This is a genomic window from Pseudonocardia sp., assembly GCF_025465255.1.
GTDB lineage: Bacteria > Actinomycetota > Actinomycetes > Mycobacteriales > Pseudonocardiaceae > Pseudonocardia.
On sequence record NZ_JAODNI010000243.1, the window covers coordinates 1 to 11,165 of the forward strand.

The following is an 11,165-nucleotide window of genomic DNA, read 5'->3' on the forward strand; positions in this document are numbered from 1 at the left end:
GCCGTCGGCGCCGTCCATCCGGGCCGCGATCACGCCGGCGTCGAACGCGTCCCCCGCTCCGGTCGGGTCCACGACGCGCGTGGGCGCCGCCGCCACGCGCTGCGGGCCGTGGAAGTCCACCCACGCCGCGCCCTCGGCGCCGAGGGTCACCGCCACGGCGCCCGCACCGCCCGCCACCAGCGCCCACGCCGAACCCGGGTCCCGGGAGCCGGTCAGCGCCTCCAGCTCGTCGCGGTTGGGGAGGAGCAGGTCCACCCGGTCCAGGACGCCGCGCAGCAGCGCCGGGTCGGTCGCGGGCTGGGGGTCCAGGGACGTGCTCACCCCGGCCGCCCGGGCCGCCCTCAGCGCGGCCAGCCCGGCCTCCCGGGACGACGGGTCCGCCAGCACGTAGCCGGAGAGGTGCAGGTGGGCGGCGCCGGCGAGCAGCTCCGGGGGCAGGTCGGCGGGGGAGAGGCGGCCCGCCGCGCCCCGGTCCGAGTACATCGTGCGCTCGCCGTGTCCGCCCGCGGTCGACGGCGGGTCCAGCAGGACGAGGACCGTGCACGTCGGCAGGTCCGGGTCGACGGCCACCGCCGTCCGGACGCCTGCAGCCGCCAGTCCGGCGACGGCGTCGCGGCCCGGTTCGTCGTTCCCGACCCGGGCGACGAGCGTCGGCGCGGCCCCGAGGTGGGCGAGCCAGGCCGCGGTGTTCGCACCCGCGCCGCCGGGGGTCCGCCGGATCCGGGCGGGCACGTCGGCGCCCGGCGCGGGCGGGGCGGAGGGGGCGACCAGGACGTCGATCCCGAGGTCGCCGACGACGATCACCGTCATCCGGCGAGCGCCACCGCGACCTGCGCCGCGAGGGCCGCGTTGGCCTGGACGAGCGCGATGTTCGTGGCCAGGCTCGCACCGTCGCTGGCCGTGTGGAAGTGCTCCAGCAGCGCGGGCGTGACGTCCTTGCCGGTGACCCCGCGCTCGGCGAGCAGCGCCAGGCCCTCGGCGAGCAGGCGGTCGTGCAGGGCGAGGTCGAGCTCGTCGGCCCCGGGGACGGGCTGGGCCAGCACCAGGCCGGAGCCGCCGCCGAGCGCCCGGTGGGCCCGCCAGACGGCCGCGGCCTCGTCCGGCGCGTCGACGCGCCAGGGGACCGGATGCCCGGAGTCCCGCCGGTAGAAGCCGGGGAAGGCGTCCGTGCGGTAGCCGATCACCGGCACCGACTCGGTCTCCAGGACCTCCAGGGTCGCGCCGACGTCCAGGATCGACTTCACCCCGGAACACACCACCAGGATCGGGGTGCGGGCGAGCCCGGCGAGGTCCGCGGAGACGTCCCAGGTGTCCCGAGCGCCGCGGTGCACCCCCCCGAGGCCACCGGTGGCGAAGAGCGGCACCCCGGCCGCGGCGGCGAGGGCGGCGGTGGCGGCGACCGTCGTCGCACCGTCCCTGCCGAGACCGACGGCGACGCCCAGGTCCCGGACGGACAGCTTGTCCAGGCCGCCGGCGCAGACCCGGTCCAGCTGGCCCGCGTCGAGGCCGACGTACGGGACGCCTTCGAGCACGGCGACGGTCGCGGGCTCGGCGCCTCGGGCGCGGACGGTGGCCTCGAGCTCGTCGGCGGCCTTGCGGTTCTCGGGGGCGGGCAGGCCGTGGGCGAGGAGGGTGCTCTCGAGGGCGACGACGCCGCGGCCGGCGGCGAGGGCGTCCGCCACGGACGGGGAAAGGACAGGTGCGGTTGCCACATGGGGCATCATGGAGGACATGGCGACCCAGGTGCTGCCCGACGTCGAGACCCGTCCGCAGGGCACGGACTCCACCGGCAACGACGAGCCGACGATGTTCCACTACGTCCGGAAGAACAAGATCGCGGAGAGCGCGGTCCTGGGCAACCTCGTCGAGGCGCTGTGCGGGGAGAAGTTTCCGGTGACGAAGTCGCCGAAGCCCGGATCCCCGGTCTGCCCGGACTGCAAGAAGATCTACGAGGGCCTGCCCAAGGGCGGCGACGGGGGCGAGTGAGCCCCGGGCCGGCCGCAGCGTGGGCAGTCAGACGCGGCCGGTCAGGAACTCGTCGATCACCGGCGCCAGCTCGTTCGCCTCGGTCACGAGGGTGAGGTGCCCACCCCGGTAGAGGTGCAGCCGCGCGTCGGGGATCCCCCGCGTCATCAGTCTGGCGTTGACCACCGGGATGAGAGGGTCGTCGTCACCGGCGACGATCAGGGTGGGCTGGTGGATCATGTTCAGGAACGGCAGCGTGGTCCAGCCCGCTCCGGCGAGCAGCTGGTAGTAGTAGCCCCGTCCCGGACCTCCGTGGTCGCCCGCGTGCAGGGCGCGCGCGGCCTTCTGCGGGTTCGTGCGCATCGTGCCGCCGTAGATCTCCCCGGCGATCCGCGCGGCGTACTCGGGATCCTGGTGGCGGCGCGGGGTGAGCATCCTGCCCAGCACGTTCGGCCGCGCGGGCACCATCAGCGAGCCCGTCCCCGTGGCGACGAGCACGAGCTTGCGCACCCATCGCCGCCCGGAGATCGCGACCTGCTGGGCCAGCCCGCCGCCCCAGGAGAACCCCAGGATGTCGACCTCGTCGTAGCCGAGCTGCTTCACGAGTCTGCCGACGAGCAGCGCGAAGGTCGACATGTGGTACGGCATCGTGGGCTCCGGGGAGCCGCCGATGCCGGGCACGTCGAAGCGGATCACCTCGAGGTTCGGCGGCAGGGCGTCGACGAATGGCTCGAGCACCTCCAACGGCGCCCCGATGCCGTTGAGCAGCAGCAACGGGATCCGGCGGGGGCCGTCGACGGTGGCGCGCCGGATGGAGACCCGCAGGGTCCGGCCGCGCACACGGGTGGAGAAGACGTCGTCACGGGGAACGTCGGGGTGGTGCGCTGTGCTCGTCATCGCTCCACAACATAAGTGCCCGGCGCCGGGCACACCGCGTGGAGGCCGCGCCCACCCAGCTCCGGTGGCGCGTCTCTCACCTCGCCGGTGTGCTCGGCGAGCCACTCGACGAGGTCCGGCCACCACGAACCGGGCTCCACGTGCCCGGCGGAGCGCCAGCGCTCGGCGTCGACGGGATGCCCCGCGGACACCGCGCCGCCCACGCGGTACGCGGCGCGGGTGCTCCCCGGCGGGGTCGCCAGGGCGGCCGCGTTGCCGCCGGTCGCGAGGACGAACCGGGTCTTGCCGCCGACGAGCTGGCTGGTCCGGTACGCCGCCTGCCAGGCCGTGAACCGGTCCCCGACCCCCGCGACGGCGTAGACGTCCGTCCGCACCCGCGACAGGTCCAGTGGGGTTCCGAGCAGCGTCAGCCGGCCGGGCCCGGCCAGCGCGTTGTCCAGTGCGAGGGCGACGAGGTCCCGGTGCAGCGCGGCCGGCACGCGCGTCGCGTCGGCGTTCCAGTACCGCAGCGGGTCCGGCGCGGGCTCCTCGCCCTGCAGGTAGCCGTGGGCCCAGCCCGGCCAGAACAGCTCGTCGGGGGAGAGCCAGGCGAGCAGCTCGGCCAGCCGGCGGCCGTCGACGTACCCGCGGCGCGCCGAGGCGGCGACCGAGGCCCGGGCGGCCCGGTCGTCGACGGGGTGGCCGGCCGTGGGGCCGGTGCGGGCGTGGGCCCGGTCCAGGACCGTCCCGACGAGGACGAGGCCCGCCACCCGCTCCCGCTCCTCGCGGGCGGCGAGGTGGGCGAGCACGGCGGTGACGAGGAGGCCGCCGGTGCTGACGCCGAGGAGGACGGTGCGGTCCACCCGGCAGATCCGCTCGCAGGCGTCCATCGCGTCCAGCAGGGCCTGCGCGTACGCGTCGAGGCCCCACTCGGCGTGCTCGGCGCCCGGGTTGCGCCAGGACAGGGCGAAGACCTGCTGGTCCGCCCGCACGAGATGCTCGACGAGGCTGCGGTCCGGGGCGAGGTCCGCGAGGTAGAAACGGTTGGCGAACGGCGGGACGACCAGCACGGGGACGTCGCGGACCTCGCGGTCCCGCGGCAGGTACTGGACCAGCTCGACCATTTCGGTGCGGTACACGACGGCGCCCGGCGTGGCGGCGACGTCCTCGCCTGGCGTCAGGTCGGCCGCGGCGGGGACGCGCGGCGACGTGCCGAGGTCCCCGGCGGCGCGCCGCAGCCCGTCCACGACGCTGCGGCCACCGGTCCGGGCCGCGGCGCGCCAGGCGAGGGGGTTGAGCAGCGGGTTCGTGGCGGGGGCGAGCAGCTCCGCCGCGGTGGCGACGGCGTGCCGGACCTGCTCGCAGTCCGCCGGGTCCAGCCCGGCGTCCTCCACGAGGTCCAGGGCCGTCTCGCCGGCGGCCGTGTGGGCCTGGGCGAGGCGCCGCAACACCGGGTTCGACGTCCAGGCCGGGTCCGCGTAGCGCGGGTCCCGCTCGGGCGCGGCGACCGTCGACGTGCCGAGGCCGATCTTGCCGAGCTCCGTGACCAGCCCCGCGCCGCGCCGGGCGAGCGTCGCGGGCCGGGTGCCGAGGGAGGCGGCGAGGCGGACGGCGGCCCCGCCGGGCAGCAGACGGCGCCAGGGCCCGCGCGCGCCCTCGGTGAGCAGCATGTCCAGGGGGACGGCGGCGTCGTCGGTACTCATGGCGCCTCCGCGGGAACGAGCACGTCGGTGGTACTCATGGAGCCTCCGCGGGAGGAAGCACGTCGTCGGGTCTCATGCCTCACCTTCCCGGAACGGGCGCACCCGCCGGAGCACCGTCCGCCCGGCGACCAACAGTCTCTCGCGCCGGCCCGCCGTGGCCGGCGCGGGGGACACCTCGTCGATCGCGTTGTTCAGCTGGGCGCCGACCACCACCGCGAAGCCGAGCAGGAACGCCGTGAGCAGGAACGCGATCGGCGTGGCCAGGGCCCCGTAGGTGTAACCCGTGCTCGTGACGAAGGCGATGTAGTAGCGCAGCCCGCTCGTCGCGACCACGAAGATGATCATGGCGAGCACGGCGCCGGGCAGCAGCCGGCGCCACGGGACGCCGCGGGGGAGCGCGACCTTGTAGAGCGTGGTCAGCCCCAGGACCAGCAGCAGCCCCAGGCCCGGGTAGTAGAAGAGGTTGATCAGCGAGGCGGCGGTCGGCCGCCAGGACTCTGGGAGCACGCTCGGGAGCAGGTCCGGCCCGAGGGCCAGGATCGGCAGGCCGAACACGGCGAGCACGAGCGCGGTCAACGAGTAGAAGAGCGAGACCAGGCGCTGCCAGACCGGGTGCCGGACGCCGTCCTGGCCGTGGGCGGTGACCGTCGAGTCGACGAGCGCGGACACCGCGGACGAGCCGGCCCACAGCGAGATGACGAACCCGATCGAGACGACGTCCGCGCGGCCGTCCGTCAGGATCGTCTGGGCCGTCGGGGCGATGATCTCGTCCACGACCTGGCCGGCGAAGACCTTCCGGGACGCGTCGACGATGGTGGCGCACACCTCGCCGACGGTCGCCGGGCCGAACCAGTCGCCGACGTAGCCGAGCGAGCCGAGCAGGGCCAGGAACAGCGGCGGCAGCGAGAGCGCCTGCCAGAACGCGGCCTTCGCGGACAGCGAGAAGATGTTGTCGTCCCAGGCCTTGACCAGGGTTCGGACGGCGACGCGGCGCACCGTCGCCCCCCGGCTCGCCGTCCGCATCCCGGCCCGGGCGCCCGTCCGGCCGGTCATGGCTGCGTCGTCCTGGTCATGGCGCCGTCCAGCATGGCCTACCCCACCCGGATCCGTGGGCCGCTTCGGGTCACGACTCGCCGGGCGAATCCGCCGGGCTACCCTGATCCACGCTCCCCGGCACCCGGCGATCCCGGTGGCCACGGTGCCCGGGGGAAGGGGTGATCGCCCTCACCCACGGTGCGGTTCGTGGCCGTAGAGATCCCAGGGAGACGTGTGTCGGAAGCAGTTTCGCAGGTCCAGCCGGCCCCGTCGTCGCGTCCGCTCCGCGCCTGGCAGCGCAGCGCCCTCGCCCGTTACCTCGCGGCCAAGCCGCAGGACTTCCTGACGGTCGCGACGCCCGGCGCGGGCAAGACGGCGTTCGCGCTGCGGGTCGCGAGCGAGCTGCTGGCGGACCGCACGGTCGACGCCGTCACCGTGGTCACGCCGACCGAGCACCTCAAGTACCAGTGGGCGCAGTCCGCGGCGGCGGTCGGGATCGCGCTGGACCCCGAGTTCCGCAACTCCCAGGGCGGGACGTCGTCGGACTACCAGGGAATCGCCGTCACCTACGCCGGTGTCGCGGCCCACCCCGCGCTGCACCGGCGGCGCACCGAGAACCGCCGGATGCTGGTGATCCTGGACGAGATCCACCACGCGGGGGACGCGAAGTCCTGGGGCGAGGGCGTCGAGGAGGCGTTCGACCCGGCCGTCCGGCGGCTGGCGCTGACCGGGACGCCGTTCCGCAGCGACGACAACCCGATCCCGTTCGTCGAGTACGTCCGGGACGCCGAGGGGGCGCTGCGCAGCCGTGCGGACCACTCCTACGGCTACGCCCAGGCCCTCGCGGACAACGTCGTGCGGCCGGTCGTCTTCCTGGCCTACTCCGGGACGTCGAGCTGGCGGACCAGCGCGGGCGAGGAGATCACCGCCCGGCTCGGCGAGCCGATGACCAAGGAACAGACCGGCATGGCCTGGCGCACGGCGCTGGACCCGGCCGGGGAGTGGATGACGGCCGTGCTCGCCGCGGCGGACCGCCGGCTGGACTCGCACCGCCGGGGCGGGATGGACGACGCGGGCGGGCTCGTCATCGCGACGGACCAGACCACCGCGCGGGCCTACGCCGCGATCCTGCACACGGTCACCGGGACGATGCCGGCGCTCGTGCTCTCCGACGAGGCCGGCTCGTCGGATCGGATCGCCGCGTTCTCCGAGTCCCGGGACCGGTGGATGGTCGCGGTCCGGATGGTGTCCGAGGGCGTCGACGTGCCGCGCCTCGCCGTCGGGGTGTACGCCACCAGCGCGTCGACGCCGCTGTACTTCGCCCAGGCCATCGGCCGCTTCGTGCGGTCCCGGCGGCCGGGGGAGACGGCGTCCGTGTTCGTGCCGAGCGTGCCGGTGCTGCTGGGGCTGGCGAGCGAGCTCGAGGCGCAGCGGGACCACGTCCTCGGCAAGCCGCACCGGCCCGAGGAGGTCTGGAACGACGAGGAGCTCAACCAGGCCAACCGCCAGCAGGACGAGCCGGGGGAGGACGAGAAGTCCTTCACCGCGCTGCACGCGGACGCGGAGCTGGACCAGCTGATCTACGACGGCGCCTCGTTCAGCGCGGACGAGGAGGACTACCTCGGCCTGCCCGGGCTGCTCGAGCCGGAGCAGGTGCGGACGCTGCTGAGCAAGCGCCAGCAGGAATGGGTGGACAAGGGCTCGCCGCGCACCGGCGCAGGTGCCCGCGCGACCCCCGCGCCCGCTCCGCCGCCGCCGGACAAGCGCGGGATGACGGTCCGGGAGCAGCTCAACGCCCTGCGCAAGGAGCTGAACACCCTCGTCGCGTTGCACAACCACCGCTCGGGCAAGCCGCACGGCGTGATCCACAACGAGCTGCGCCGCTCCTGCGGCGGCCCGCCCACGGCGATGGCGAACATCGAGCAGCTCGAGGAGCGGATCGCCACCCTCCGCTCCTGGCGCTGACCGCCCGGCTTCCCCTCCCCGCCCCTCCCCGCGAGTCGGTCTCCGAAACCCCGTGAGTCGCGCCCTCAGGACCCCGCGAGTCGGCACTTCCTGTCGCGCGAGTCGGGCTCTGAGGCCCCGCGAGTCGGGCTCTGGGGCCCCGCGAGTCGGGCTCTGGGGCCGCGCAGGTCTGAGAGTGGGGCCTCGGTCTGCTCTCACCCCGCTCCTCTCACACCGAAGCGTGGATTCGGGGACTCAGGATCCCAGCGGCGGCCTGGGGCGGCCCCTCTTCGGCCAGCCCGTCCCCTCGACCCCGCGCCGCCCGCCGTCCGGTGCCACGCGCCCGGTCGCGCGCGTGTGACCAGAAGGCGCGCGTGTAGCGCGCTCGGCCGGGGTCCACGCGCGCTGTTCGGTGCGATGCGCGCGGTCGACGGGGCGCGCGGGGTAGGAGCGACCGGCGGGGCCTGAGGCCGCGACTCGCGGGGCCGCAGATCGCGACTCGCGGGGTTTCAGATCGCGACTCGCGGGGGTTGCGGGCCGGGGCCGGACACGCGAGAGGGCGGGCACCTCGCGGTGCCCGCCCTCTCGATCATGCTCACATCGGCCGGGCTGGGGCCCGGCCCCCGTCAACTTCCCGCCTGCACGTCCGCCTTGAGCTCACGAAGCTTGTCCTCGTGGGCCCTCGCGTGGTGACCGCAGAACAGCAGTTCTCCGCCGGACGGCAGTACGGCGCGAGCCTTTGCGGCCGCTCCGCAGCGGTCACAGCGGTCGGCGAGGGTCAACTCGGGCCGGGCCAGGGTTCCAGGCTGCATAGCGGTCTCCCTCCGTCTCGGTGCCGGGTTCCCCCGGTACCGATTTGCTGTGACGACCGCTTGCGCGGTTCGCCCACTCTCTCAGACGTTCAGCACCCCTGCATGTGTTCCCGCCCCGCGTGGCGACGACAATCACGTTTGGCCGTCGGTGGCCCGGAGACCGTCGACGAGGTGGGCGCTCAGGTGTCGAAAAACGGATTCAGTTGACTACGAGTGAATGATGCGGTGCGGCCGGTGACACCGCAAGGTGAGGAATGTAAACAGTGGGGACCCGACGACTACGGTCTGCTGTCGTGGTAACGGAGACGTCCCGGCCGTGGCGCCGGATCCCGGCGCCTCTCCTGTTCGTCGTCGGGGGCTCCTCGATGTACGTCGGGGCGGCCCTCGCCGTCGGCTTGTTCGACCGTCTGTCGCCGTCCGCGGTCGCGGTGTTACGGATCTTCGGCGCGGGGGTGGTGCTGCTCGCCTGGCGCCGCCCGGGCGGCCCCGCGTGGCGGGGCGTGCGGATGGCGCGGGCGATCACGTTCGGGATGGCCACGGCCCTGATGAACATCGCGTTCTACGAGGCGATCGACCGGCTCCCGCTCGGCACGACGGTCGCCATCGAGTTCTGCGGGCCGGTCGCGGTGGCGGCGCTGGCCTCCCGCCGGCCACGGGACGTGGCGGCGGTCGTGCTGGCCGCGGGAGGCGTACTCCTCATCGCGGACGTGCGGTGGTCGGCGAGCACGTCGGGGCTGGTCTGGGCCCTGGCGGCGGCCGGGATGTGGGCCGCCTACATCGTTCTCGGCAAGCGGGTGGCGGCTGCCGGCAACGGCGTGGACGACATGGCCGTCGGCTTCTTCGTCGCCGCGGTGGTGCTGTCCCCACTGGTGTTCCTGGCGGGCCACGCTCAGCTCGCCGCGCTCGCGGATCCGGTCGTGCTGCTGCTCGCCATCGGGGTCGGGGTGTTGTCCAGCGTGATCCCCTACGGCCTGGACCAGGTGGTGCTGAGGCGGGTCGGGCAGGCGCGGTTCGCGGTGTTGCTGGCGCTCCTCCCGGCCACCGCGACGGTCATCGGGGTGCTCGCCCTCGGCCAGGTCCCGGGGGCCCTGGAGGGCGTGGGCATCGCGGCGGTGATCGCTGCGGTCGCTCTGCGGTCCCGTGACGGCGACGTCCCCGCCCCACCCGATCGGCCGCAGGGCGAGGAGGTGGACGTCACTCAGCGTGATACCCGTTCAGGTGACGCAGAGTGACCGCCGACAGCCTCCACGGGTGATCCCGAAGGGTGTGTTCGCCCGGACGGCCCGCCCCGACGGGGGAGGCGCGACGGTCGATCCGGGCTGGAATCGTTTCGCGCTCGGCGAACGCTGCCGGACGGGCAGGCCGGGCCCAGGGGTCGGCTGAGCGGCCGGTACGCCCGAGACGGTGATTCATTCCCTGCCCGGCTCCCGGGCGTGTCCTTCCCGCGACCCATGGTGGCCGGTAGGACGTCCGCCATCGTCCGTCAGGCCCATCTGAATCGAACCGGAAACAACAAACCGGCCGATGCGAGACCGAATTGTGATGCTCCTTCGGGAACTTGATCGGTTCAGTGTGGTTCTCGTCATGCCACTTCTCCGCATACGTTGTCGCCCACAACATTCCCATCGGAGTCCCGGTGGGCCACAGGGACGTGGGAAGGACCGATCGATGGCGATTCGGAAGGCGGCGCTACGGGCGTCGGTGGCGGCGGGCCTCGGGCTCGCCCTCACGCTGTCCGCGTGTGGCGCGAACAGCGCGGGTTCCGGCAGCTCGGGCGGCTCGGCCGCGCCGGCGGCCGGCGGCGTCAAGGTGGGCGTCATCCTCCCGGAGACCGACAGCTCGGCCCGCTGGGAGGGCTTCGACAAGCCCATGCTGGACAAGGCCATGCGGGCCGAGGGGCTCGACCCGGACATCCAGAACGCCCAGGGCGACGAGCAGAAGTTCTCCACGCTGGCCGACGGCATGATTTCCAGCGGGGTGAAGGCACTGGTCATCGCCTCCATCAGCAGCGACGGCGGCAGCGCCGTGGCCGCGAAGGCCAAGGCCCAGGGCATCCCGGTCATCGACTACGACCGGCTCAACCTCGGCGGCACCAGCGACTACTACGTCTCCTTCGACAACGAGCAGGTCGGTGCGCTGCAGGGCCAGGGCCTCGTCAAGGGCATCGGCGACAGGGCCGGCGCGCAGGTCATCGAGATCGAGGGCGCGCCCACGGACAACAACGCCACGCTGTTCTACAACGGCCAGCAGACCGTGCTGAAGCCGATGTACGACTCGGGCGCGCTGAAGCTCGTGCAGAAGCAGGCCATCGACAAGTGGGACAACCAGGTCGGCGGCACCACCTTCGAGCAGATCCTGACCGGCAACGGCGGCAAGGTCGACGGCGTCGTCGCGGCGAACGACGGCCTCGCCGGCGCGATCGTCACCGTGCTCACCAAGTACGGCCTCAACGGCAAGGTCCCGGTCACCGGCCAGGACGCCACCGCGGACGGCCTGCAGGCGATCCTGCGCGGCGACCAGTACATGACCGTGTTCAAGCCGATCGAGCAGGAGGCCTCGTCGGCCGCGAAGCTCGCCGCGGCGCTGGCCAAGGGCGACACCGCGGCCGCCGACGCCGTCGCGACGCAGACGGTGGACGACCCGAAGGGCAACCGGCAGGTCAAGTCCGTCCTGCTCACCCCGCAGCTGATCACGAAGGACAACGTCAAGGTCGTGACCGACGCGGGCTACGTCAAGGCGAGCGAGATCTGCGTCGCCGAGACCCAGGCCGCCTGCGACCAGCTCGGCATCAAGTAACCGCAGCCCAGCACCCCTTGTGAGTGCGCAGCCT

10 protein-coding genes are annotated in these 11,165 nt (G+C 73.8%); 4 read left to right on the forward strand and 6 right to left on the reverse strand.

The window, feature by feature from the left end:
- Together JWP64_RS30050 and JWP64_RS30055 are read right to left on the reverse strand one after the other, a co-directional pair.
- Window positions 1-810 (reverse strand): PfkB family carbohydrate kinase (locus JWP64_RS30050; protein ID WP_297503670.1); only part of this gene is annotated, 810 nt, incomplete at its 3' end.
- Complete coding sequence (locus tag JWP64_RS30055) at window positions 807-1,712, reverse strand: pseudouridine-5'-phosphate glycosidase (RefSeq protein ID WP_297503672.1); 906 nt, start codon at window positions 1,710-1,712, stop codon at window positions 807-809. The genes JWP64_RS30055 and JWP64_RS30050, both read right to left, overlap by 4 nt.
- A 19-nt stretch (window positions 1,713-1,731) precedes the next feature.
- Between JWP64_RS30055 and JWP64_RS30060 the strand changes: the two genes are divergently transcribed.
- The gene (locus JWP64_RS30060; protein ID WP_297503674.1) at window positions 1,732-1,986 is read left to right on the forward strand and encodes a DUF3039 domain-containing protein; all 255 of its coding nucleotides are present in this window, start codon (window positions 1,732-1,734) and stop codon (window positions 1,984-1,986) included.
- Window positions 1,987-2,013: 27 nt separating this feature from the next.
- Here JWP64_RS30060 and phaZ read toward each other — a convergent pair whose 3' ends face one another.
- The 3 genes from phaZ to JWP64_RS30075 form a co-directional block, all read right to left on the reverse strand.
- Complete coding sequence (phaZ, locus tag JWP64_RS30065; protein ID WP_297503675.1) at window positions 2,014-2,862, reverse strand: poly(3-hydroxyalkanoate) depolymerase; 849 nt, start codon at window positions 2,860-2,862, stop codon at window positions 2,014-2,016.
- Window positions 2,859-4,544, reverse strand: coding sequence for an alpha/beta fold hydrolase (locus tag JWP64_RS30070; protein ID WP_297503677.1), 1,686 nt, complete (start codon window positions 4,542-4,544; stop codon window positions 2,859-2,861). Before JWP64_RS30070 ends, phaZ begins: the two co-directional genes overlap by 4 nt.
- A gap of 72 nt (window positions 4,545-4,616) precedes the next feature.
- Window positions 4,617-5,597: a YihY/virulence factor BrkB family protein gene (locus JWP64_RS30075; RefSeq protein ID WP_297503679.1), complete on the reverse strand. Its 981-nt coding sequence runs from the start codon at window positions 5,595-5,597 to the stop codon at window positions 4,617-4,619.
- A 216-nt stretch (window positions 5,598-5,813) separates the two neighbouring features.
- Here JWP64_RS30075 and JWP64_RS30080 point away from each other — a divergent pair, with 216 nt between their 5' ends.
- Window positions 5,814-7,544 (forward strand): DEAD/DEAH box helicase, encoded by a 1,731-nt coding sequence (locus JWP64_RS30080; RefSeq protein ID WP_297503681.1) that lies wholly within the window; start codon window positions 5,814-5,816, stop codon window positions 7,542-7,544.
- A 605-nt stretch (window positions 7,545-8,149) separates the two neighbouring features.
- Here JWP64_RS30080 and JWP64_RS30085 read toward each other — a convergent pair.
- Window positions 8,150-8,335 (reverse strand): hypothetical protein, encoded by a 186-nt coding sequence (locus tag JWP64_RS30085; protein WP_297503683.1) that lies wholly within the window; start codon window positions 8,333-8,335, stop codon window positions 8,150-8,152.
- 293 nt (window positions 8,336-8,628) lie between these two features.
- Between JWP64_RS30085 and JWP64_RS30090 the strand changes: the two genes are divergently transcribed.
- Entirely contained in the window at window positions 8,629-9,567 is a 939-nt protein-coding gene (locus JWP64_RS30090; protein ID WP_297503685.1) for an EamA family transporter, read from the forward strand.
- 436 nt (window positions 9,568-10,003) lie between these two features.
- Entirely contained in the window at window positions 10,004-11,131 is a 1,128-nt protein-coding gene (locus tag JWP64_RS30095; RefSeq protein ID WP_297503687.1) for a substrate-binding domain-containing protein, read from the forward strand.
- Window positions 11,132-11,165: the final 34 nt, after the last annotated feature.

What these genes read in the sequence shown, in the direction of transcription:
- JWP64_RS30085 (WP_297503683.1), bottom strand. Translation starts at nt 8,335, where the DNA reads ATGCAGCCTGGAACCCTGGCCCGGCCCGAGTTGACCCTCGCCGACCGC.
- JWP64_RS30060 (WP_297503674.1), top strand. Translation starts at nt 1,732, where the DNA reads ATGGCGACCCAGGTGCTGCCCGACGTCGAGACCCGTCCGCAGGGCACG.
- JWP64_RS30095 (WP_297503687.1), top strand. Translation starts at nt 10,004, where the DNA reads ATGGCGATTCGGAAGGCGGCGCTACGGGCGTCGGTGGCGGCGGGCCTC.
- JWP64_RS30070 (WP_297503677.1), bottom strand. Translation starts at nt 4,544, where the DNA reads ATGAGTACCGACGACGCCGCCGTCCCCCTGGACATGCTGCTCACCGAG.
- JWP64_RS30075 (WP_297503679.1), bottom strand. Translation starts at nt 5,597, where the DNA reads ATGACCGGCCGGACGGGCGCCCGGGCCGGGATGCGGACGGCGAGCCGG.
- phaZ (WP_297503675.1), bottom strand. Translation starts at nt 2,862, where the DNA reads ATGACGAGCACAGCGCACCACCCCGACGTTCCCCGTGACGACGTCTTC.